At 68.5% G+C, this 20,037-nt stretch carries 27 protein-coding genes and 1 pseudogene; 16 read left to right on the top strand and 12 right to left on the bottom strand.

Features of this window, described 5'->3' with window-relative positions:
• Positions 1–144 precede the first annotated feature (144 nt).
• Positions 145–435 carry a hypothetical protein gene (locus ACIRF9_RS17655; RefSeq protein ID WP_055634043.1) on the top strand — a complete coding sequence of 97 codons (291 nt, stop codon included), beginning with the start codon at positions 145–147 and terminating at the stop codon, positions 433–435.
• Between the two features lie 179 nt (positions 436–614).
• Positions 615–830 (top strand): hypothetical protein, encoded by a 216-nt coding sequence (locus ACIRF9_RS17650; RefSeq protein ID WP_403822285.1) that lies wholly within the window; start codon positions 615–617, stop codon positions 828–830.
• Positions 831–874: 44 nt separating this feature from the next.
• On the opposite strand, the gene ACIRF9_RS17645 is transcribed toward ACIRF9_RS17650, so the two are convergent.
• Together ACIRF9_RS17645 and ACIRF9_RS17640 are read right to left on the bottom strand one after the other, a co-directional pair.
• Complete coding sequence (locus tag ACIRF9_RS17645) at positions 875–1,174, bottom strand: hypothetical protein (protein ID WP_403822282.1); 300 nt, start codon at positions 1,172–1,174, stop codon at positions 875–877.
• Positions 1,171–1,491 (bottom strand): hypothetical protein, encoded by a 321-nt coding sequence (locus tag ACIRF9_RS17640; RefSeq protein WP_403822279.1) that lies wholly within the window; start codon positions 1,489–1,491, stop codon positions 1,171–1,173. The genes ACIRF9_RS17645 and ACIRF9_RS17640 overlap by 4 nt, the downstream gene beginning before the upstream one ends.
• 186 nt (positions 1,492–1,677) lie before the next feature.
• Here ACIRF9_RS17640 and ACIRF9_RS17635 point away from each other — a divergent pair, with 186 nt between their 5' ends.
• Together ACIRF9_RS17635 and ACIRF9_RS17630 are read left to right on the top strand one after the other, a co-directional pair.
• Positions 1,678–2,502, top strand: coding sequence for a helix-turn-helix domain-containing protein (locus ACIRF9_RS17635; RefSeq protein ID WP_403822276.1), 825 nt, complete (start codon positions 1,678–1,680; stop codon positions 2,500–2,502).
• Entirely contained in the window at positions 2,499–2,717 is a 219-nt protein-coding gene (locus ACIRF9_RS17630; RefSeq protein ID WP_403822273.1) for a DUF397 domain-containing protein, read from the top strand. The genes ACIRF9_RS17635 and ACIRF9_RS17630 overlap by 4 nt, the downstream gene beginning before the upstream one ends.
• Before the next feature lie 169 nt (positions 2,718–2,886).
• On the opposite strand, the pseudogene ACIRF9_RS17625 reads toward ACIRF9_RS17630, so the two are convergent.
• Positions 2,887–3,334, bottom strand: a pseudogene (locus ACIRF9_RS17625) (transposase); the annotation flags it as partial.
• A gap of 172 nt (positions 3,335–3,506) precedes the next feature.
• On the bottom strand, positions 3,507–3,890 hold the full coding sequence (locus ACIRF9_RS17620) for a hypothetical protein (RefSeq protein ID WP_403822271.1): 384 nt from the start codon (positions 3,888–3,890) through the stop codon (positions 3,507–3,509).
• A gap of 465 nt (positions 3,891–4,355) precedes the next feature.
• On the opposite strand from ACIRF9_RS17620, the gene ACIRF9_RS17615 reads away from it, so the two are divergent.
• Positions 4,356–4,610, top strand: a complete 255-nt coding sequence (locus ACIRF9_RS17615; protein ID WP_403822268.1) for a DUF6332 family protein — start codon at positions 4,356–4,358, stop codon at positions 4,608–4,610.
• Positions 4,611–4,653: 43 nt separating this feature from the next.
• A protein-coding gene (locus tag ACIRF9_RS17610; RefSeq protein ID WP_403822470.1) for an IS5 family transposase occupies positions 4,654–5,459 on the top strand; the annotation gives its coding sequence in 2 pieces (ribosomal slippage) (positions 4,654–5,002 and positions 5,002–5,459; 807 coding nt in all).
• A 330-nt stretch (positions 5,460–5,789) separates the two neighbouring features.
• On the opposite strand, the gene ACIRF9_RS17605 is transcribed toward ACIRF9_RS17610, so the two are convergent.
• The 7 genes from ACIRF9_RS17605 to ACIRF9_RS17575 form a co-directional block, all read right to left on the bottom strand.
• Positions 5,790–6,113 (bottom strand): peptidase inhibitor family I36 protein, encoded by a 324-nt coding sequence (locus tag ACIRF9_RS17605; RefSeq protein ID WP_403822265.1) that lies wholly within the window; start codon positions 6,111–6,113, stop codon positions 5,790–5,792.
• A 392-nt stretch (positions 6,114–6,505) separates the two neighbouring features.
• Positions 6,506–7,960 carry a sensor histidine kinase gene (locus tag ACIRF9_RS17600; protein ID WP_403822262.1) on the bottom strand — a complete coding sequence of 485 codons (1,455 nt, stop codon included), beginning with the start codon at positions 7,958–7,960 and terminating at the stop codon, positions 6,506–6,508.
• Positions 7,957–8,694 carry a response regulator transcription factor gene (locus ACIRF9_RS17595; RefSeq protein ID WP_403822260.1) on the bottom strand — a complete coding sequence of 246 codons (738 nt, stop codon included), beginning with the start codon at positions 8,692–8,694 and terminating at the stop codon, positions 7,957–7,959. Before ACIRF9_RS17595 ends, ACIRF9_RS17600 begins: the two co-directional genes overlap by 4 nt.
• Positions 8,695–8,813: 119 nt before the next feature.
• A complete protein-coding gene (locus tag ACIRF9_RS17590; protein ID WP_403822257.1) occupies positions 8,814–9,029 on the bottom strand; it encodes a hypothetical protein in 216 nt (71 codons plus the stop codon).
• Positions 9,030–9,058: 29 nt separating this feature from the next.
• Entirely contained in the window at positions 9,059–10,207 is a 1,149-nt protein-coding gene (locus ACIRF9_RS17585; protein ID WP_403822254.1) for a S1C family serine protease, read from the bottom strand.
• Positions 10,208–10,337: 130 nt separating this feature from the next.
• On the bottom strand, positions 10,338–11,360 hold the full coding sequence (locus tag ACIRF9_RS17580; protein WP_403822251.1) for a LacI family DNA-binding transcriptional regulator: 1,023 nt from the start codon (positions 11,358–11,360) through the stop codon (positions 10,338–10,340).
• A 126-nt stretch (positions 11,361–11,486) separates the two neighbouring features.
• Positions 11,487–12,266: a response regulator transcription factor gene (locus ACIRF9_RS17575; RefSeq protein ID WP_403822248.1), complete on the bottom strand. Its 780-nt coding sequence runs from the start codon at positions 12,264–12,266 to the stop codon at positions 11,487–11,489.
• A 226-nt stretch (positions 12,267–12,492) separates the two neighbouring features.
• On the opposite strand from ACIRF9_RS17575, the gene ACIRF9_RS17570 reads away from it, so the two are divergent.
• The 8 genes from ACIRF9_RS17570 to ACIRF9_RS17535 all read left to right on the top strand — a co-directional run bounded on the left by ACIRF9_RS17570 (position 12,493) and on the right by ACIRF9_RS17535 (position 17,606).
• Positions 12,493–13,329, top strand: coding sequence for an alpha/beta hydrolase (locus ACIRF9_RS17570; protein WP_403822245.1), 837 nt, complete (start codon positions 12,493–12,495; stop codon positions 13,327–13,329).
• 65 nt (positions 13,330–13,394) lie between these two features.
• Entirely contained in the window at positions 13,395–13,649 is a 255-nt protein-coding gene (locus tag ACIRF9_RS17565; protein WP_390660557.1) for a MoaD/ThiS family protein, read from the top strand.
• A gap of 2 nt (positions 13,650–13,651) precedes the next feature.
• Positions 13,652–14,734 carry a hypothetical protein gene (locus ACIRF9_RS17560; RefSeq protein WP_403822242.1) on the top strand — a complete coding sequence of 361 codons (1,083 nt, stop codon included), beginning with the start codon at positions 13,652–13,654 and terminating at the stop codon, positions 14,732–14,734.
• A gap of 112 nt (positions 14,735–14,846) precedes the next feature.
• Positions 14,847–15,572, top strand: a complete 726-nt coding sequence (locus tag ACIRF9_RS17555) for a DUF2993 domain-containing protein (protein ID WP_403822237.1) — start codon at positions 14,847–14,849, stop codon at positions 15,570–15,572.
• A 198-nt stretch (positions 15,573–15,770) separates the two neighbouring features.
• Complete coding sequence (locus tag ACIRF9_RS17550; RefSeq protein WP_351766844.1) at positions 15,771–15,854, top strand: putative leader peptide; 84 nt, start codon at positions 15,771–15,773, stop codon at positions 15,852–15,854.
• Between the two features lie 140 nt (positions 15,855–15,994).
• Positions 15,995–16,834, top strand: coding sequence for a sulfurtransferase (locus ACIRF9_RS17545; protein WP_403822235.1), 840 nt, complete (start codon positions 15,995–15,997; stop codon positions 16,832–16,834).
• Between the two features lie 98 nt (positions 16,835–16,932).
• A complete protein-coding gene (locus ACIRF9_RS17540) occupies positions 16,933–17,220 on the top strand; it encodes a DUF1416 domain-containing protein (protein WP_020122955.1) in 288 nt (95 codons plus the stop codon).
• A 125-nt stretch (positions 17,221–17,345) separates the two neighbouring features.
• Positions 17,346–17,606 carry a DUF3099 domain-containing protein gene (locus ACIRF9_RS17535; RefSeq protein WP_403822233.1) on the top strand — a complete coding sequence of 87 codons (261 nt, stop codon included), beginning with the start codon at positions 17,346–17,348 and terminating at the stop codon, positions 17,604–17,606.
• Here the strand turns inward: ACIRF9_RS17535 and ACIRF9_RS17530 are convergent.
• A complete protein-coding gene (locus ACIRF9_RS17530) occupies positions 17,600–17,962 on the bottom strand; it encodes a DsrE family protein (protein WP_403822231.1) in 363 nt (120 codons plus the stop codon). The genes ACIRF9_RS17535 and ACIRF9_RS17530 overlap by 7 nt on opposite strands.
• A gap of 207 nt (positions 17,963–18,169) precedes the next feature.
• Between ACIRF9_RS17530 and ACIRF9_RS17525 the strand changes: the two genes are divergently transcribed.
• Together ACIRF9_RS17525 and ACIRF9_RS17520 are read left to right on the top strand one after the other, a co-directional pair.
• Complete coding sequence (locus ACIRF9_RS17525) at positions 18,170–18,928, top strand: hypothetical protein (RefSeq protein WP_403822229.1); 759 nt, start codon at positions 18,170–18,172, stop codon at positions 18,926–18,928.
• Entirely contained in the window at positions 18,925–19,800 is an 876-nt protein-coding gene (locus ACIRF9_RS17520) for a hypothetical protein (RefSeq protein WP_403822227.1), read from the top strand. Before ACIRF9_RS17525 ends, ACIRF9_RS17520 begins: the two co-directional genes overlap by 4 nt.
• Positions 19,801–20,037 lie beyond the last annotated feature (237 nt).

Here is a 20,037-nt window from a genome sequence, read left to right as displayed (position 1 = left end):
GAGTGGGAGCGCGGGTATGTCGCCGCGCGGAACGGAAAGGTTGCCGAACTCAGGGAATTTCGACGATGGGGTGCTGGAACACGATCGGGTGAAGTAGGAACCAAGGCCGGAAACGGTCGGCTGCGGTGTGGCTATGGTGGAGCCATGGCAGATCACACGACCATTCAGGTGTCCCGCCAGGCCCGGGACCACCTTGCCCAGGTCGCCAAGGACCGGGGGATGACCTTGGGGCAGCTCGTCGAGGAGCTCGCGGCGCAGCAGCTCACGGCGGAGCAGATCGCGGAGCGGGTGGCCGCGACTCGGAAGGTGCTGCGCGAGCGGATGAGCTGCACGCTCACGGACGAGGAGTTCGATCAGGGGCCCAACGTTCTGGCCAACGTGTACGCGATGGCCGCCGAGAAGATGCACGCCCTGCGGAATCAGGCCGCAGCATGATCCTTCTCGACACCAGCGCGGTGGTAGCGCTTGCCGGGGGACATCGCGCGCTCCACCACCTCGCGGAAAATGTGGCACATACGCCCGGTGACTGGTTGCACATCCCGGCGCTGTGCCTCATGTACGCGGAGTCGCAGGAGAAGGGCATCGCGAGCGATGTTCTTGCTCTCCCTGGCGTAATGGTGGACCCCCTGACGCAGACCGCGGCAGCCACGGTCGGAGCGATGCACCGGGACGGCTGGGGCGGCACCGACATCTGCCACACCCTGTACGTCGCGACCCCGCACCAGGAGACCGGCGGTATGTCGATCATCCTGACCGGGCGCGAGAACGACTACCCGCCGGGCATCCTCACCGTCGACATCGACTCCCCGGGCATGCTCGGCTTCCACTGAGACACGGCAGGACGACCACATGCCGTGGCCGTCCCGCCGCGCTGTCACTCGTCGTGGTCGCGGAGGCGCTCACCCCGGCTCACCGCGACGCGGAGGGCGTCCGCCAGGCACTCCGTCGTCCTGCGGAGCGCGAAGCGCAGTGCCCGCTCCCCGGCCACGGGGTCCGCGAGTACGGCTCTGGCTCCGGCAAGTACCTGTTCTCCCGACTCCAGTTGGGCGGCCTCCACGTCGTCGGCGAGCAGGGAGAGCCTGCTGGCGTCGCTGTCAGTGCTGAGGTAGCAGGGTTTGCCCTCGGGGGTGGTCCAGGGCAGGAGGCGAAGCCTGTGCTCTTCTGCGGTGTTCACGCGGAGACCTCCACTCCGTGGATGCGGCGCGGGCCGACGTCGATGCCGTGGGCTGCCGGCCAGAGGGCGCGGCGGCGCTGCCGTTGCAGGTTCCGTTCGTGGCGCTCGTCGGGGGTGAGGAGGTAGGGGCGTACGAGGGGGGTGTCGTACTCGAAGTGGCATGCTGCGCTGTGCGGGCGGTGCGGGTGTGTGTTCAACGGCTCGTTGCTGACGGCCGGTTGGGCCGGGGCCGTGCGATGGCGCCCCCTGGTGGGCAGCAGTGCTCGCACGAGTGCGAGGAGTAGCCATTCGATGAATCCGGCGGTACGTTCGCGCATGACGGCGCTCCTTCGAAGCGTCGGCCACGCCCCCGGGGCCGAGCAGCATCGGTCGCGGGGGTTTTGTCGTGGCAGGGGGCGTGACGAGCGGTGATTACCGTTCGTGTCTCGATCGTCACAGCTTCGGCGTACGCTGCGGAAGAGGTTCGGTGTTGTCTGGGGTGCCAGGCAACGGGGAGGGGTGACGTGGGCGAAAAGATTGACACGGAGCCGGTTTCCGGGCGGGCGATTCTGGGGCAGACGCTGAAGGTTCTGCGAGAGAAGGCCGGGAAGTCGCTCGGTCAGTTGGCCGACGAGACCGGGTACGAGAAGAGCTATCTGAGCCGCCTGGAGTCGGGCGAGCGGCTGTCCAAGGTTACGGTCATGGAGGACCTGGACGGGTATTACGGCACCGGTGACCTGCTGTTACGTCACTGGAGGGCGGCGCGGCTGGACGCGTTCAAGGACCAGTACAAGGATTACATGGGGCTGGAGGCGACGGCACGGGTCATCTGCGTGTTCACGCCGGGTGTTCCCGGGCTCCTTCAAACCGAGGACTTCGCTCGCGAGGTGTTGTCTGGGGGCCAGACAACGGCCGATGGTGACGCTGCTGTCGAGGAGCAGGTGGCGGCACGGCTCGGGCGACAGTACGTCCTGCGGCAGAAACCGCAACCCGAAGTCCGCATCATCATGGATGAGTTCGCCCTGAGGCGTCCCGCTGCCATGGCCAAGACCTGGCATGACCAGCTGCTGCATCTTGAGGCTGCCGCGATGTGGCCCAACGTGGCGCTCCAGGTCCTGCCGTTCTCCGCGGGAGCGCACCATCACATGACCGGGTCGCTGACCCTGCTCTGGCAAAGGGACGGAAGCGCCGTTGCCTACAAGGAAGGCAACGGTTGCAGCCGGTTGATCGAAGATCCGGACGAAGTCCTGCGGCAACGACTGTCCTACGATCGGCTCCGCGACCTGGCGCTGTCCCCGTCGGACTCGCTCGCATTCATCAGCGACGTACTGGAGGAGCACAGACCATGACGCGTATCCCTGATCTCAGCACCGCCGAGTGGCGCAAGTCGAGCTACAGCGAGGGCGGAGCCAACGACTGCGTCGAGGTTGCCGACGGCTACCCCGGCATAGTCCCCGTCCGCGACAGCAAGACCCCGACGGCCCGCCTGGTCTTCTCGGCCGGCTCCTGGTCGGTGTTCGTGGAGCGGCTCAAGGGCGACGCCGGTGTGAGCACCTTCGGGTGAAGAAGGCGGGAAACCGGGACGGGAAGGGAAGCGGTCCGGCCACGGTGACGTCATGGCACAGATCACGACCGCCGCCCCCTTGGTGGCCCATCAGCTCACCGCCGATCAGCTCGCCGAACGTGTCGCCGCCACTCGCGAGGCACTGCGCGAGCGGATGAGCTGCCCGCTGACCGACGAGGAGCTCGATCAAGGGCCGGACGTCCTGGCCAACCTGTACGCGTCGGCCCGGTCTGGCCTGGTCGACTGGCGAGGGGCCCGTGTGGTTCCCCCTTTTTTTGCGCCCTGACGCGGGAGGGGTCGACCACGCAGCGGGACCGGCCCAGCCCGTCAGTCCGCATTCAGCTCGGCTAGCAGGACCTCGTGCAGCCGCTGCCAGACACCGACCTCGTTCCAGTCACGAAGCCGCCGCCAGCACGTCATGCCCGAGCCGAAGCCGAGTCCCTGCGGCAGGTACGCCCACTGAATTCCAGTGTGCAGCACGTACAAGATCCGGCACAGCACTTCCGGTCCGGTAATGGCTTGCGGCCGGGATACTGGAACCTGCGCTCACGCTGCGGCAGCAGCGGTTCAAGGCGGTCCCACAGCTCAGCCGACACGATCCCCGGCGACATCCCCATACCAGACGGAACGCTCAGCTTCCGCCCTGGACACGGCCATCAGCACCGATTCAGCTCTCTATGCTAGCCGGTGTTAGCGCAGCCCGAGTTGGCTCAGACTCTTCACGTCATCAAGCCAGAGCGGCCCGCCAGTTGGACTGGCGAGCCGCTATGAAATGGCGAGACCAACAGGTCACGTCAAGAAAACCCTTGTGTCGCAATATTCAGGGGCAGAGCCAGATTGCTTGAGACAGATGGTGAAGTTGTAGTAGCGATTTTCCGCCAAGTCGTGCGTCCCGCCGTCGCTGGCGCGCGCCGTCTTGCATACGCCATTACCGCCAGCCTGCAGGCTGTAAATCGTGGTCTCGCCATTGGCGACGTAACCAATTGCAGCATAGCCGTCCGCCTCGACGTCGCAAACGCGGACAATGTCTCCGTTTGCGGTCCACTCAATTCGGCCACCAGGGTCGCCGTCGTTCGTGTACCAAGAAGCGTCTGCCGCATACGAATTTGTTGCCATACTGAAAAAGAGGCCAGCCGAAACTGCAATGGTCCCCAGAGCTTTCGCTATTCGCATACGCTCTCCATTTGTTCGGTTTTGACGGGATGTTTGCGAAGGCTTTCAGTAGCAGTCGCCGTTTGAAGGGTGGCGTAAATATCCCAACCGCGACGAGCTTGCGATCCCATGATCGTGCATGCGGAACTCCAACCTGTCAACATGCCGACCGTGCGCAAATCAGCCCAAAATAGAATATATATTGAAAATTGGCGGAGCGATTTCTCTATTGGCAGTCTGCGTCCTGAGCTTCCCAAACGGTCCTGAAAGGGTGAACGCCCGAGTTCTTCGACGGCGGTAACGGTTGGCTGAAGTACACCTTCGTGCGCGGCGCCGAAGCCCCCCAGATCCTCGTGGAGCAGGGTTTCTGACGGAGAGCCGAACCGGCTAAGAAATCATCTCCATTGGTAAGTGCGCCTCCGCACATGAGAGTTCAGGCTGTCCGGCCCAGGCGCCATGGCTTGACCGTGATGTGAGACTTGCAGCATGGACATGGGGCGTGAGTCGCGGTGGGAAAAGGACGCAATGACGGTGGAGATTGTTTTCGCCCTGGTGACAGCCGTCGCGCTGGCTGCGGCGGTGTTCGCCGTCGGTCTGACTCTCGCGCTAGTCCTTGGGTTCTCTGGTTCAGCGAAGAAGGGCGTGTTGGTAGGGGGTGCACTGCTCGGAGCGACGGCCGGAATATGGCGTCTGGTACGGGTGCTGCGTCGTTTCGACGAGCAGCGCGGGATGGGCCGCTGACTGCGGGCCTTCTCCTTGGTGCCGGTAGCCTGCCGGGGTGGGGATCGTTGAGCGGCTGGTGCCAGATGAGTTGTGGCAGTTGTTCCAGCGGGTGGTGCCGGAGGCGCCGTCGCGACCTCAGGGTAGTGGCCGGCGCCGCCATGGTGACCGGGAGGTGCTGGCGGCGATCGTGTTCGTGGCGATGTCGGGCTGTACGTGGCAGCAGCTGCCTGCCGCGTCGTTCGGGCCGTCCGGTGCGACGGCCCACCGCAGGTTTACCGAATGGATGAAGGCCAGAGTGTGGGCCAAGCTCCACCGCCTGGTCCTCGATGAACTCGGCTCCCGCGGCGAGTTGGACTGGTCGAGGTGCGCGATCGACTCGGTGAACATGCGGGCCCTGAAAAGGGGGACCTGACGGGTCCGAATCCTGTCGACCGGGGCAAGTACGGCTCGAAGATCCATCTGATCACCGAGCGGACCGGTCTGCCCCTGTCGGTCGGGATCTCCGGCGCTAACGTTCACGACAGCCAGGCCCTGATCCCGCTCGTGAAGGGCATACCACCCATCCGGTCCCGCCGAGGCCCTCGCCGACGCAAGCCTGGCAAGCTTCACGCAGACAAGGGCTACGACTATCGCCACCTGCGGCAATGGCTGTCCCAGCGGGGCATCCGCCATCGCATCGCCCGCAAGGGCGTCGAGACCTCACAGCGACTCGGCCGACACCGCTGGACCATCGAACGCACCGACCCAACGGCCTGGCTCGCGGGCTGCCGCCGGCTCCACCGCCGCTACGAACGCAAGGCCGACTACTTCCTCGCCTTCACGAGCCTTGCCTGCACCCTCATCTGCTACCGCAGACTCACCAAATGAGATGGTTTCTAAGGCGCCTCAGGCGGAGCCGTAGCCGCTGCCCAGCAAGCGCACGGTCGCCTTCGGTGCGGGCGAGTTTGAAGTTGTCACCGGCCTGTTCGACCGTACGGGCGACGCCGGAGAGGCCAAGCCTGAACCGGGGAGGGCACGGGGGCTGGGGGGAGCACCAGAAGCGGTCGAAGACGCGCAAAAGTTCTTCCTCGAGATGCCGGGGCAGTGGTCGCGGACGGTTCTGAACCCCCACGTGCCTCGCCCTGCAAAGGAGTTTCTAAACCATTCGGGAACGCGGCCAGGGTGAGGTGGCGCAGGAGGCCGCCTCACCCTTCTGGTTTACGCGGCTACGTACTTGATCAAGGACGTCTTGTCATCAAACCCGTTGTTCGTCAGATCCTTGTCCTGGCTTTCCGGTTGTGCTGTGTAGCCGGCCGTGCCGGTGCAGTTCTTGCTGTCATGGAACAGCACCTTTGCGTGGAAGGGGTTCTTCATCGAACTCGCCTTGTTGTTGTATGCTGCGGGGACATTATGGCAGCCCCACGCAGGTTCGGGGCCACTTCCCCAGAAGTCCCCTTCGAAATCGTCGTTCACGTACAGGCAGAAGCCTCCACATGCTCTCTCAGCGGCCTCTGCGCCTGCGGACGAGCCTATGAGGTTCACAACGCTCAGTGACAAGACGGAAAGGCACTGATTGTGAGCGCAAGGGCGCGTTTCATACGCGGTCCTTTCATGAGGGGGCGGCAAGATCGTTTGAGATTCTAACTGTGAGAATCGCCAGAGGGGAATCGATTTTGCGACACCCTCCCCCTGAGGGATTTTGGGCAGGCTGAAGCCGATACCAGGCTCTCGGTCAAAGCTTTCGAGCTAGACCGCTCAACGGGGCTCGAAGCGTGCCCAGAGGAACCGACCCGTCACGCGTCACCCCTCCTGGCCACAGGGAAGACAGTGGCCTTCGCGGTGTGAAGGGTGCAACAGAGTGCTGCAAGTCCGACGGGCAGTCGCGGACCCATGAGCAGCCGGGGCCCGAGGCCGCCGAAAGGCTCAAGTGGTGACTACGCCGTCTCCGGCGGAGGGGTCGGCGCGCCCGGCAGACGTACGGTCGCCACCGTGCCGCCGCCGTGGGCGCGGGCCAGGCCGACGTTGCCGCCGGCCTGTTCGACCGTGCGGGCGACGATGGAGAGGCCGAGGCCGGAGCCGGGGAGGGCGCGGGCGCTGGGGGAGCGCCAGAAGCGGTCGAAGACGTGCGGGAGTTCGTCCTCGGGGATGCCGGGGCCGTGGTCGCGGACCGTCAGGACACCGCCCGTCAGCTGGACGTCGATCGTGCCGCCCTCGGGGCTGAACTTCACCGCGTTGTCCAGGATGTTGACCACCGCGCGCTCCAGCGCGGCCGGCTCCGCCTTCGTGAACCAGGGCTCCAGGTGGGCGTTGATCGTCAGCTCGGGGCCGCGCAGCCGGGCCCGGCGCAGGGCCGCCTCGACCGTGTCCTCCAACGCGACCACCTGCACGCGCTCGCCGCGCTGGCCCTCCGAGCGGGACAGCTCCTGCAGGTCGCCGATGAGCGAGGCCAGTTCCGTCATCTGCGCCTTCACCGAGGCGAGCAGCGCCTTGCGGTCGGCGGCGGGGAGGGGGCGGCCGGTCTCCTCGCTGCGGGTGAGGAGTTCGATGTTCGTACGGAGGGAGGTGAGGGGGGTGCGGAGTTCGTGCCCGGCGTCCGCGATCAGCTGCTGCTGGAGCTCGCGGGAGTTGGCCAGGGAGGTGGTCATCGAGTTGAAGGAGCGGGAGAGCCGGGCGATCTCGTCCTCGGCGTCGTCCTTCACCGGGATGCGGGTGCTCAGATCGTCCGTGCGGGCCACGTGTTCGACTGCCTCGGTGAGTTTGTCGACGGGGCGCAGCCCGGCACGGGCGACCGCGAGGCCGGCTGCTCCGGCGCCGATGACACCTACGCCGGAGACGAGGAGGAGGATCAGAGCGAGTTCGTTGAGGGTCGACTGGGTGCTCTTCAGCGGGACGGCGATCTGGAGGGCGACGTTCTTGACGACCCCGGCGCCGCTGTCGCTGTTCACGACGACGGGGGTGGTCAAGATGCGGACCGCGTTGCCGTCGCTGTCGACGCCGTTGCGGAAGTACAGGGTCCCGGGCTGCCCGTTCTTGGCCACGTTCTTGTCGCTGCCGGTGACCTTCACCAGGGATTCGGAGTTGCCGTAGATGCAGGCCTTGCCGCTCGACTGGACCAGTTGGGAGTAGCCCTTGAAACGCGGGCCGAAGGGGAACGCGTCGGACTGCGACTGGGCACAGGTGTCGAGGGCGGCGAACACCAGGTTCGCGGGCTGCGCCCGCTCGACACCCGACTTCAGGTCGTCGTTCAGCTCCTCATAGAGCTTCCCCTGCACGATGAACCAACAGGTGACCGACACCGCCGCCACCGCGAACGCCACCGCGGCAGCCACCAGCATCGACAGCCGGGCTCTGATGGGAAGGGTCCGGAACCGCCGCAGGACCTTGTTCACTCCGCGCCGCCCTGTCGCAGCACGTACCCCACACCCCGCACGGTGTGCACCAGGCGCGGCTCGCCGGACGCCTCGGTCTTGCGGCGGAGGTACATCACGTACACGTCCAGGGAGTTGGAGGACGGCTCGAAGTCGAAGCCCCAGACGGCCTTGAGGATCTGCTCACGGGTGAGGACCTGCCGCGGGTGTGCCATGAACATCTCCAGCAGGGTGAACTCCGTGCGGGTCAGTTCGACCTGCCGCCCGCCCCGCGTGACCTCGCGCGTCGCGAGGTCCATGCGCAGGTCGGCGAAGGTGAGGGCCTCGTCCTCCTCCACGGCGGCCGCGCCGGCCGCCGCCGCGTAGGAGCTGCGGCGCAGCAGGGCCCGTACCCGGGCGAACAGCTCGTCCAGTTCGAACGGCTTGACCAGGTAGTCGTCGGCGCCCGCGTCGAGGCCGGTGACCCGGTCGCCGACCGTGTCGCGGGCCGTCAGCATCAGGATCGGGGTGGTGTCCCCGGCCCCGCGGATACGGCGGGCGGCGGTGAGGCCGTCCATGCGGGGCATCTGGATGTCGAGGACCACGAGGTCGGGCCGGTAGGCCGTCGCCTTCTCGAGGGCGTCGGCGCCGTCGACGGCGACCTCCGTGTCGTAGCCCTCGAAGGCGAGGCTGCGCTGGAGGGCTTCGCGCACCGCCGGCTCGTCGTCGACGATCAGGATGCGCTGGGTGTCACGGTCGCCTTCGGCGGGGCTCATGGGCGTGGATCCCTCGGGTGCGGTGGGACGGGCGGGAGACGGGGGCGTACTGGAAGTGCTGAAGGCCTTCAGCCTCGCATGTCTCCCGGCTTGCGCGTAAAGAGGACAGCGGCGTGAGATCAGGCGCGCATCGCCGTGAGGCGGTTCAGCGGCACCTTGCGGCGGTGCGGGCGGGCGGCGGTGGTGCGCAGGCCCATCATCTGCGGGGCCGCCACCTCCGGGGCGCGCACCGCCGGCTGCCGCACCGGCGCGTGCAGCTCGTACGCCACGTCGAGGGCCAGGGAGAGGTCGGCCGCGCCGACACCGGTCACCGTGTGCGAAACCTGCTTGATCATGACGTACTCCTTACGGGTTCAGTGGATGGTCAGCTGTCGGAACCACCGGCTCGCAGGCCGGCCAGGTCGGACTTGACGGTGTTGATCGGGATGGCGAAGCCGAGGCCGACGCTGCCGGCGTCCGAGGAGGAGGCGGAGGCGGCGGAGTACATCGCGGAGTTGATGCCGATGATGTTGCCGCTCGCGTCGATGAGCGCGCCGCCGGAGTTGCCCGGGTTGAGGGACGCGTCCGTCTGGAGCGCCTTGTAGGTCGTGGTGGACGAGCCGGTGTCGCCGTTGAACTGCTGGCCGCCGAACTCGAACGGCCAACTACCGTCGCCCTGCTGTTGCTGTTGCTGCTGCTGGCCCTGGCTCTCGTCCGTGGAGACGGTCACGTCCCGGTCGAGCGCGGAGACGATACCGCTGGTCACGGTGCCGGTCAGGCCCTCGGGGGAGCCGATCGCCACGACCTCGTCACCGACCTGGACACCGTCGGAGTCGCCGAGGGTCGCCGCCTTCAGACCGGAGGCGTTCTCCAGCTTGATCAGCGCGAGGTCCTTCTTGCTGTCGGTGCCGACGACCTTCGCGGTGTAGGACTTGCCGTCGCTGGTCGTCACCTTGATCGAGGAGGCGCCGGAGATGACGTGGTTGTTGGTGATGATCTCGCCGTCGCTGGTGATGATCACGCCGGAGCCGGTGGACGACCCGTTGCTGAGGGTGGCGTTGATCTCGACGACGCTCGGGCTGACCGCCGCGGCGATCGAGGCGACGTCACCGGTCTTGCTCGAGGGCACCACGCTGGTCGTGGTGGAAGAGGAGACGACCGTGTCCTTGCCGGTCAGCTCCTGGATACCGTACGCCGTGCCGCCTCCGATGGCCGCGGCGACGATCGCCACCGCGGCGAGCAGGGCCAGCGGTCCCCGGGTGCGCTTCCTGCGGGGAGCCGGGTCGGTGGCGAGCGGCGTCTCGGGACCGTTTCCGCCGCCGTGGCCCTCGCCGCTTCCGGCGGCCGTCGGCTGCGTCTGCCACACCGCGGTCGGCTCGACCACCGGCTGCTGCGCGGTCTGCGCGGCGGGCTGGTACGCCGGCGGGGGCGGCCACTCCGGGTTGGCGGGAGAAGAGGCCTGCTGCTGCGCGCCCTGGAAGTAGGGGTTCTCGAAGCTCTCGTACTCGCCGCTGCGGCGGATGCTCTCGGTCATGACAAGAAGCTTGTCCCGCGACCATGAGAGCTCCCTGAGTGCTCCCTGAGAAGCCCGCCAGAACCTCGTTCGTCCGAAATAAAGACGGATCCGGCGGCAGGGCGGTGCTTCTCAGAATCCCTTCATACGGTCAGGCGCACCCGCACGAACGCCGCACCACGAGCCGTGACGGGAACAGCTTCAGCCGCTCGCGCCGCGCCCCCGCGACCCGCACCCCGTCGTCCAGGACCAGGTCCACCGCCGCCCGGGCCATCGCCGAGCGGTCCGATGCGATCGTTGTCATGGGCGGATCGGCGAGCGCCGCTTCCTTGATGTCGTCGAAGCCGATGACCGCCAGCTCGCCCGGCACGTCGATGCGCAGTTCGCGGGCCGCGCGCAGCAGGCCGATCGCCTGGTCGTCGGTGGAGCAGAAGATCGCGGGCGGGCGGTGCGGGCCCGAGAGGAGCTCCAGGGCGACGTGGTAGGCGTCGTAGCGGTTGTACGGCGCCTCGAAGAGCCGGCCCTCGGTGCTGATGCCCGCCTCGGCCATGGCCTGCCGCCAGCCCTCGACGTGGTCGGAGACGGGGTCGCCGACGGACGGGGTCTCGGCGGTGCCGCCCATACAGGCGACGTACGCGTAGCCGTGCTCCAGGAGGTGCTGTACGGCGAGGCGGGCGCCGCCCAGGTCGTCGGTGACGACGGCGACGTCGTCGATGGCCTCGGGACGCTCGTGCAGCAGGACGACCCGGGCGTCCCAGGCCTCGATCTCGGCGGCGGCGAGGTCGTTGAGCGCGTGGCTGACGAGGATGAGGCCGGAGACCCGCATTCCGAGGAACGCCCGCAGATAGTGGACCTCGCGCTCGGCGACGTAGTCGGTGTTGCCGACGAGGACCATCTTTCCGCGCTCGGACGCGGCCTGCTCGACCGCGTGCGCCATCTCGCCGAAGAAGGGCTGACGGGCGTCCGGGATGATCAGTCCTATGAGGTCCGTGCGCCGGGACGCCATCGCCTGGGCGACCCGGTCGGGCCGGTACCCCAGCTCCTTGATCGCGGCGAGGACGCGCTCGCGCGTGGCCGGGGCGACCGGCCGGGGTCCGTTGTTGATGACGTAGCTGACGACGGCGGTGGAGGTACCCGCCAGTCGTGCAACGTCGTCCCGAGTCACCTTGGCCACGCGCGGAGTCTACGCGGATGGACCCGCCCTGGGCAGGGCGTACCTCACGTTCCCTGTGCGGAAGCAATGCCTCCGCCGAGCGGATCCGGCCGGTACCGGTGGGTAACCGAGCGGTACCGGCGGGTACTACGCCTCCGCCGAGACCTCTTCGACACCCACGGGGGCCACGTTGTCCGCCTCGTCCGCCTTTGCCCGCTCGGCCTTGGCCTTCGCTTCGTCGGCGCCACGCTCCGCCTTCTCGGGCGTAACGAATCGATAACCCACGTTCCGGACGGTGCCGATCAGCGACTCGTGCTCGGGGCCGAGCTTGGCGCGCAGACGCCGTACGTGCACGTCGACGGTACGGGTGCCGCCGAAGTAGTCGTAGCCCCACACCTCCTGCAGGAGCTGTGCGCGCGTGAACACCCGGCCCGGGTGCTGGGCCAGGTACTTCAGCAGCTCGAACTCCTTGAAGGTGAGGTCGAGGACCCGGCCCTTCAGTTTCGCGCTGTACGTCGCCTCGTCGACCGACAGGTCGCCGTTGCGGATCTCCATCGGGGAGTCGTCGTTGACGATCTGCTGCCGGCCCATGGCGAGGCGCAGACGGGCCTCCACCTCGGCGGGGCCGGCGGTGTCCAGCAGGACGTCGTCGATGCCCCAGTCGGCGGTGACGGCGGCGAGACCGCCCTCGGTGACGACGAGGATGAGCGGACAGCCGGGGCCGGTGGAGCGCAGCAGCTGGCACAGGCTGCGGACCTGCGGGAGGTCACGGCGGCCGTCGATCAGGATGACGTCGGCACCGGGGGTGTCGACGAGCGCGGGGCCTTCCGCCGGCGCCACGCGCACGTTGTGCAGCAGCAGGCCGAGGGCCGGCAGCACCTCTGTCGACGGCTGAAGGGCATTGGTCAGGAGCAGCAGAGAACTCATACGTCTGGTTCCTCCTCGGTCCCTGCGAGGACGTTTGCGGCACTACGGCACTGCACTGCACGACACTGCATGACTGCACAGCGGTCTGCGGTCTGCTCTGCGATCCCGAAGGCCCCGTACACCCGCGGTCACCTGGAGTTTCCCGCTTCGTATACAACGCTTCCGAAAGCACAAAAGGACCCGGGGGCTACGCTGCCCGAGTCCTCTGCCCAGCAGAATAGCCCACATGAGCAACAGTCGGGCAGGTCATGTGGTGCGTTCCACCGTTCGTCCGAACTACGAGACGGGCACGCGCACACCATTGCGGACGTTTCTGCCCACCGCCGACGGGATTTCCATCGATTCCGTATACAACCCGGGTGCGGTCGTATACGACGGCTCGCCGCCATCCGCCGTTCATCCCGTGTTCGTGATCGCGCACGGGTTCACGGGCGAGGCGGACCGCCCCCACGTGCGACGCGTGGCGGACGCGTTCGCCCGGTACGGGGCCGTCGTCACGTTTTCCTTCCGGGGGCACGGGCGTTCCGGCGGGCTCTCGACGGTCGGCGACAAGGAGGTCCTGGACCTGGACGCCGCCGTGCAGTGGGCGCGTTCCTTCGGGCACGCGCGTGTGGTGACGGTCGGCTTCTCCATGGGCGGGTCGGTCGTGCTGCGGCACGCGGCCCTCCACAGGGGTGTGGACGCCGTCGTCTCCGTCAGCGCGCCGGCCCGCTGGTATTACCGGGGCACCGTCCCCATGCGCCGGGTGCACTGGCTGATCACCCGCCCGGAGGGCCGGCTGCTCGGCCGCTTCGGCTTCGGCACCCGGATCCACCACCAGGGGTGGGACCCCGTACCGCTCTCCCCGACGGAGGCGGTGCCGAAGATCGCGCCCACCCCGCTGCTGATCGTCCACGGCGACCGTGACGGCTATTTCCCCCTCGACCACCCCCGGATGCTCGCCGCGGCCGCCGGTGACCACGGCGAACTCTGGCTGGAGGCCGGCATGGGCCACGCCGAGAACGCGGCCGACGACGGCCTGCTGGCCCGGATCGGGGACTGGGCGGTCGCGCGGGCGGGCTAGCCTGAACCCTGTTGACGAACCGAACACGAACCGATCGAACACGAACCGATCCGAGAAGGAACGAGATGCCCAAGGTCACGGTGCGCTACTGGGCGGCCGCCAAGGCCGCGGCCGGGGTCGCCGAGGAGCCGTTCGACGCGGACACCCTCGCCGGGGCCCTCGATGCCGCGCGTGCGCGACACCCCGGCGAACTCGTGCGTGTGCTGCGGCGATGCTCGTTCCTGGTCGACGGTGACCCCGTGGGCACCCGCGAACATGAGACGGTACGGCTGGCCGACGGCGGCACGGTCGAGGTGCTCCCGCCGTTCGCAGGAGGGTGAGGATGACCGACCAGCAGCCGTATCAGCAGTATCCGGGGTACGAGGGGTACGACCAGCAGGGCTGGCCCGGGCAGCAGCAGGGGTACGACGACCCGCAGGCCGACCTCCAGTACACGCAGCAGTGGCAGGGGCAGACCTGGGAGACCAGCGTCCAGCCGCCGATCAGCTCGGCCGAGCAGATGGCTCCGCAGGGGTACGACGGGGGTTATGCGGCGCCCGGTGCTGCCCACGGCGGCGGGGGAGGGCTCCCCGGCGCTGCTCAAGGCGACGAGGGGTTCAACGGCGATGCTCCCGGCTACGGTCCCGCCACCCTCGCCGGTAATTCTCGTATCACCGATGCCCAGCGTGCGCGTCTGGAAGGACGCTCGCCGGTCATCGAGCCGGGGATGCAGCCGGCGGCGCTCACCGCGGTCCTCGGCCTGCTTCTGTCGGGTGCGGCGGCCGTCGGGTCGTACGCCCTGCTCGTGCCGCTCGTGGTCCTGCAGGCCGTGACGGCCGCGGGCTGGTTCCGGCTGAACGGCATGTGGCCCGCCCGGCAGGGCATCGCGCTCGCCTTCCTCGGCGCGCTGGTCTCGGACGTGGCGCTCCTCGTGGCCGGCCGTGAGCACGCGCCCGCCGCGATCCTCGGCACGCTGGGCGTGTGGGTGCTGCTCTGTCTGGTCCTCCAGCTGCGCTCGCACGCCGACCCGGACGAGCGGATGTACGGCCTGATGGCGACCGTCGCCTCCGCCGCGCTGGCGATCGTCGCCACCGGGCACCTCGGCGCGGACCCCGACGCGGTGACGGTGGGCGCCGCGGCCGTCGCGGTGGCCGTCCTGGCCCGTGCGCTGCCACTGCCGACGCCGGCCTCGGTCGTCGTGTCGCTGCTCGCCGCCGCGGGCGCGGGCATCGCGGTCGGCGGGACGACCGGGATGGGCGCGCGGGGCGCGCTGCTCGGTGCGGGTGCCGCGGTGTGCGCGCTGATCGGCCACCGGGTCGCGAGCTACGACTACCCCTCCCGCTTCGTCCACTTCACGGCGGGCGTGGCCCTGCCACTGGCGGCCGCCGCTCCGGCGGTGTACGTCCTGGGGCGGGCGCTGGGCTAGGACTTGTTCCTGGCCGTGACGGCGTGTCACAGCTGATCGACAAATCAGGGGTGTCCCCTGTTCCCGGAGTTACCGTGGGGCGGCAACCGACCGCAACCCGGGGGACACCACCATGCGCGCGCTGCGAATACTGCTGATCCTGGTCGTCGTGCTCGGCGGCTTGTTCGTCCTCGCGGACCGCCTCGCCGTCCACTTCGCCGAGGGCGAGGCCGCGGACAAGCTCAGGACCACGGAGGGCCTGGCCACCACCCCGGACGTGTCCATCAAGGGCTTCCCCTTCCTCACCCAGGTCGTGTCCGGCTCGCTGGACGACGTCGAGGTCGGCATCAAGGACTACGAGGCGGACACCGGCACCAGCGGCCAGAGCATCCGCATCGACGACCTCAAGGCCGACATGAAGGGCGTCGAGTTCTCCGGCGACTACAGCTCCGCCACCGCGGCCACCGCCTCCGGTACGGCCACCATCGCCTACGACGAGCTGTTGAAGACCGCCAGGACCGAGGAGACCCAGCTCCCACTGGGCGTCACCGCCAAGGTCGTCGGCCTCTCCGACGGCGGCAACGGCAAGATCAAGGTCGCCGTCAAGGTGAGCGTCCTGCAGCAGCCCGTCCACGTCCTCAGCACCGTCACCGTCGACGGGGACACCGTCCGGGTGCACGCCGATTCGATCCCCAGCTTCGGCGGGGTGCAGGCCGCCGAGAACGAGGTGCGTTCCATCACCGACTTCGAGCAGAAGATCGAGGGCCTGCCGGGCGGCATCCAGCTCGACAAGGTGGAGGCGGCGAAGAACGGTGTGGAGATCGCGGTGAAGGGTTCGAACGTGCGGCTGGCCGGGTAGTACCCCTGGCGCCGGACGGGCGGTGTCCGACAGGCGAGACGCCGCCGTCCGCACCGTAGATGTGAGGGCGGATACACGCGCCCGGAAGCCGTGCGGGGACGGCCCGGGCGCGCTCCTCGTCCCAGGATCCGGACGATCGCATCTCACTATGCGGCCTGCTGGTGACATGCCCACCTGTACGTCCCTACGATCGACCGCATGATGCAGCGACAGGCGGATCTCACGAAGCGGCGGGCAGTCGACCTGTGCCGCGTCGCCGCCATGCTCTGTCGCACCTTCTGACAGCGGAAGCGCCGCCGGCCTTCCGCGCCTCCCGGCGCCCTCGATCCGAGGGCATCCGTGCGCCGGCCGCCGGCGAGACCCGGCCGCGCACCCCTCTTTCTTGCACACCCCCGCCGCAACTGCCCCGGAGGAGAACGAGCATGAGCCGCAGCGACGTCCTGGTCGACGCCGACTGGGTCGAGGCCAATCTCGACAACGCCGACATCGCCATTGTCGAGGTCGACGAGGACACGTCGGCCTACGAGAAGAACCACATCCGCAACGCCATCCGGATCGACTGGACCAAGGACCTCCAGGACCCGGTCCGCCGTGACTTCATCGACCAGGAGGGCTTCGAGAAGCTCCTCTCGGCGAAGGGCATCGGCAACGACACCCTGGTGATCCTCTACGGCGGCAACAACAACTGGTTCGCGTCGTACGCGTACTGGTACTTCAAGCTGTACGGCCACGAGAACGTCAAGCTCCTCGACGGCGGCCGCAAGAAGTGGGAGCTGGACGCCCGCGAGCTGGTCGAGGAGGTCCCGGTGCGCGCCGAGACCACCTACACGGCCAAGCCGCAGAACACGGCCATCCGCGCCTTCCGTGACGACGTCGTCGCCGCGATCGGCTCGCAGAACCTGGTCGACGTCCGCTCGCCCGACGAGTTCAGCGGCAAGCTGCTCGCGCCGGCCCACCTGCCGCAGGAGCAGTCGCAGCGTCCGGGCCACGTCCCGTCCGCCCGCAACATCCCGTGGTCGAAGAACGCCAACGACGACGGCACCTTCAAGTCGGACGACGAGCTCAAGGAGCTCTACGCCGACGAGCAGGTCGACCTGGCGAAGGACACCATCGCCTACTGCCGTATCGGCGAGCGCTCGGCCCTGACCTGGTTCGTGCTGCACGAGCTGCTCGGTGTCGAGAACGTCAAGAACTACGACGGCTCCTGGACCGAGTACGGCTCCCTCGTCGGCGTGCCGATCGAGCTCGGCGCCAACAAGTAACAGCCGGCACGTAACCGCCGGCAGGGAACAACCGAATACCGCAGACGCCCGTAAACCGACCGGCCTTCCTTCCGGTCAGACCCCTTCTGGAGAAAGACATGTGTGGAGCGAAGGCCGGCGGCCCGGACGCCTCGACGATCAAGCCCGGTGAGACCACGATCCAGGGTCAGGTGACCCGCGACGGCGAGCCGGTGGTCGGATACGTCCGGCTGCTCGACTCGACCGGCGAGTTCACCGCGGAGGTCCCGACCTCCGCCACCGGACAGTTCCGTTTCTACGCGGCCGAGGGCACCTGGACCGTCCGCGCCCTGGTCCCCGGCGCCACCGCCGACCGCACGGTCGTCGCCCAGCAGGGCGGCCTCGCCGAGGTCGCGATCGCGGTCTGAACGGTCTGAGCGGTCTGTGACGGACGCTGCGGACTCCTGACGGTCGAAGGGCCGCATCCCACGGGTTGGACACCTCGGGATGCGGCCCTTCGGCCTGTGCCGGACATTCGGCCTACGCTGGACTCATGTACGCACGGCGACGTCACGTGTACTTCGCCATGATGGGCACCTGCATCGGGCTGTTCGTCCTGGCCTGGGGAGTCGTACGCATCTGGTCCGTCCCGGTCGCGGTCGGGATGTGCGTCGTGGCCATGGTCATCCCGCCGCTCGCCGCGATGGTCGCCAACCGGCGCGGGCCGGAGGACCGCTGGTGGGACGACCCGTCCGGCGACCCGCAGTCCGACGAGTGGTGGGACGAGCTCGACGGCAAGAAGCCCCGTCAGTAGACCAGCGCCTGGGTGTCGTCGGCCAGCGCCTCCTGGACGAAGACCTGCGCGCCCGCGATCCGTACGCCCTCGATGACGTCCTTCTCCGTGATGTCCCGGCGGGCCGCGCACTGGGTGCACAGGGTGAGACGGCCGCCCGCCAGGATCGAGTCGAGCAGGTCGGGCAGCGGGGCGGCGTGCGGCAGCTCGAACTCGGCCGCGCGCCCCGGCAGCGCGAACCAGGCCGACTCCCCGGTCAGCCACAGCGACACCTCGACCCCACTGGCCACGGCCACCGCCGCGACCGTGAACGCCTGCGAGCACCGTTCGGGGGCATCGGCCCCCGCCGTCACCTTGATCACGAGCTTCTTCGCCATGGCCGAATCGTAATCAACACCGTTACAACTACTTGTGTTGACCATGGGTCTCCTGTGAAGCGCGATACGGAAGGCGCGTTTTCACGTTCTGAGGGGGACGTTGTGGGAGAACGCGAGGAGGGCGCCGTAGGGCTGCCCGAGGAAGTACCGGAAGGGCCGGTAGTACCAGTAGTACCGGCAGTGCCGGAGGGGCCGGAGGGGCCGGCAGTGCCGGAGGGGCCGGAGGGGCCGGAGGGGCCGGAGGGGCCGGAGGGACCGGAAAGGCGAGGGCGAGGGCGTACCACCCTGCTGATCGCCGGTGCCGTCGTACTCGGTCTGGTGGCCGGCACGTGCACCGGATACCTGATCCAGGCCGACCGGGAGCCGACGAAGCTGCCCTCGCTCTCGCAGCCGACGCTGCCGCAGGCGAAGGGCCCCGCCCCGGAGCCGCTGTCGGCGGCGCAGGACCGCCAGGTGAAGACCGAGGGCGACCTGCGCAAGCTGCTGCTGACGAAGCCGAAGGGCGCGAAGGAGGCCGACTGGCTGGGCGACGACGGCTGGATGGACCTGGCCGCCTACGCCGATTCGTACGAGAAGCCCGAGGAGGTGTTCGGCGACCTCGTCGGCGACGAGTTCCGCCGCGCCGCCGTCACCGGCTGGTCGGAGGGCAGCACGTACACCGTGGAGCTGCGGCTGGTGCAGTTCCGGCAGGAGGAGACGCTCGCGGCCGCCGACTACTGCGACAACAACCAGTACTGGGCGGAGGACGAGGACTCCACCGACAGCTGGCCCGTCCCCGGCACCGGAACCGGCATGGCGTACGTCCACCGCAAGGCCGACACCAAGCCCGGCTACCTCCCGCTGTACAGCGCGGAGGCACACGCCTGGCGGGGCGACGTCTCCATGGAGATCTGGGTCTACGGGAGCAAGTCGATCCCCAAGAAGAAGATCATGGACCTGGCCGAGCGGCAGATGGAGCGGCTGTGAGCGAGAAGGACTACGAGGCCGCCGTCGGGTCGGCCGGCTCGGTCGGGCCCGTGGAACTGGCCGGCCCGCAGCCGCCCGAGCCGCCCGTCGATCCCGCCGATCCCGCGGTCGCGCGCAGGCGCAGGAGACGGGCCGTCGCGGCCGCGGGTTCCCTGGTGCTGGCCGGCGCACTCGTCGCCGGGGTCGGCTTCACGGCCGTCACCGTGCGGGACGCCGACCGGGACGCCGGGGCGCCGGTCTGGAAGTTCCCGAAGGAGACCCCGTTCGGGGACCAGCCGGAGGAACTCGAGACGAGCCGGACCGGACTCGCCGCGATGCTCGTCCCGTACGGGACCGAGGGCTTCACCCGGGGGCCGGACATCGGCGAGTTCGGCGCCGACGCGCAGCTCAGCGGGGAGCGGGCGGCGGCTCTGCGCAAGGAGTCGCTGAAGGACCTGCCCCGCTCCCAGCGCAAGCGTCTGGAGAAGCAGATCGACCGGCAGCGCATCAAGGGCATGGCGATGCGCAGCTACCTCAGCGAGGAGGGCAGCGCCCTCGACGTGAACGAGGGGATCTACAGCGTCAGCATCGAGCTGTCCCAGATGGACAACAAGGCGGCGGTGCGCGACATCGCGACCTTCCAGGGGGAGTTCCTCGACGCCCTGGACATCTTCCGCAAGGGGCCGGCGATCGAGGGCCACAAGAACGCGAAGTGCTTCCTGCCGCCCAAGGACGCCGAGTCCGACCTCGAGGGCATGTTCTGCTCCGCCTACGTCGGCGACGTCCTGGTCACCCTGACCGCGGAGGCCGTCAAGCCGCTCGACACGAAGGGAGTCGCGTTGCTGCTCCGCGAACAACTCGACCGCATCGCGGAACCGGGGGAGGCGGTATGACCGACGACCAGACCCCCGCGAACCTCACCGAGCAGGCTGCGTCGGTGTCTGAGGAGACGCCGGCGACGGAGTCGCTGGAGCCCTCGCCGGAAGCGGTGGAGCCCGCAGAGCCGCCGGCGGACGCCACTCCGCAGCCAACCGCGTCGGCCCCTGCGCCGACCGGGCCGACGGTGGCTCCTGAGTCGGCGGGGTCGGTTACGGCTCCCGCGCCGACCGGGCCGGCCGTTGCCGTTGCCG

This window comes from Streptomyces sp. NPDC096132, from assembly GCF_044763345.1.
Lineage (GTDB): Bacteria > Actinomycetota > Actinomycetes > Streptomycetales > Streptomycetaceae > Streptomyces.
This window is presented reverse-complemented; position numbering and strand designations above follow the sequence as displayed.

Coding starts and splice junctions, on each gene's coding strand:
- ACIRF9_RS17655 (WP_055634043.1), top strand. CDS start 145: ATGGCAGATCACACGACCATTCAGGTGTCCCGCCAGGCCCGGGACCAC.
- ACIRF9_RS17650 (WP_403822285.1), top strand. CDS start 615: ATGGTGGACCCCCTGACGCAGACCGCGGCAGCCACGGTCGGAGCGATG.
- ACIRF9_RS17640 (WP_403822279.1), bottom strand. CDS start 1,491: ATGCGCGAACGTACCGCCGGATTCATCGAATGGCTACTCCTCGCACTC.
- ACIRF9_RS17630 (WP_403822273.1), top strand. CDS start 2,499: ATGACGCGTATCCCTGATCTCAGCACCGCCGAGTGGCGCAAGTCGAGC.
- ACIRF9_RS17620 (WP_403822271.1), bottom strand. CDS start 3,890: ATGCGAATAGCGAAAGCTCTGGGGACCATTGCAGTTTCGGCTGGCCTC.
- ACIRF9_RS17615 (WP_403822268.1), top strand. CDS start 4,356: ATGGACATGGGGCGTGAGTCGCGGTGGGAAAAGGACGCAATGACGGTG.
- ACIRF9_RS17595 (WP_403822260.1), bottom strand. CDS start 8,694: ATGAGCCCCGCCGAAGGCGACCGTGACACCCAGCGCATCCTGATCGTC.
- ACIRF9_RS17590 (WP_403822257.1), bottom strand. CDS start 9,029: ATGATCAAGCAGGTTTCGCACACGGTGACCGGTGTCGGCGCGGCCGAC.
- ACIRF9_RS17585 (WP_403822254.1), bottom strand. CDS start 10,207: ATGACCGAGAGCATCCGCCGCAGCGGCGAGTACGAGAGCTTCGAGAAC.
- ACIRF9_RS17575 (WP_403822248.1), bottom strand. CDS start 12,266: ATGAGTTCTCTGCTGCTCCTGACCAATGCCCTTCAGCCGTCGACAGAG.
- ACIRF9_RS17570 (WP_403822245.1), top strand. CDS start 12,493: ATGAGCAACAGTCGGGCAGGTCATGTGGTGCGTTCCACCGTTCGTCCG.
- ACIRF9_RS17565 (WP_390660557.1), top strand. CDS start 13,395: ATGCCCAAGGTCACGGTGCGCTACTGGGCGGCCGCCAAGGCCGCGGCC.
- ACIRF9_RS17560 (WP_403822242.1), top strand. CDS start 13,652: ATGACCGACCAGCAGCCGTATCAGCAGTATCCGGGGTACGAGGGGTAC.
- ACIRF9_RS17555 (WP_403822237.1), top strand. CDS start 14,847: ATGCGCGCGCTGCGAATACTGCTGATCCTGGTCGTCGTGCTCGGCGGC.
- ACIRF9_RS17550 (WP_351766844.1), top strand. CDS start 15,771: ATGATGCAGCGACAGGCGGATCTCACGAAGCGGCGGGCAGTCGACCTG.
- ACIRF9_RS17545 (WP_403822235.1), top strand. CDS start 15,995: ATGAGCCGCAGCGACGTCCTGGTCGACGCCGACTGGGTCGAGGCCAAT.
- ACIRF9_RS17540 (WP_020122955.1), top strand. CDS start 16,933: ATGTGTGGAGCGAAGGCCGGCGGCCCGGACGCCTCGACGATCAAGCCC.
- ACIRF9_RS17535 (WP_403822233.1), top strand. CDS start 17,346: ATGTACGCACGGCGACGTCACGTGTACTTCGCCATGATGGGCACCTGC.
- ACIRF9_RS17530 (WP_403822231.1), bottom strand. CDS start 17,962: ATGGCGAAGAAGCTCGTGATCAAGGTGACGGCGGGGGCCGATGCCCCC.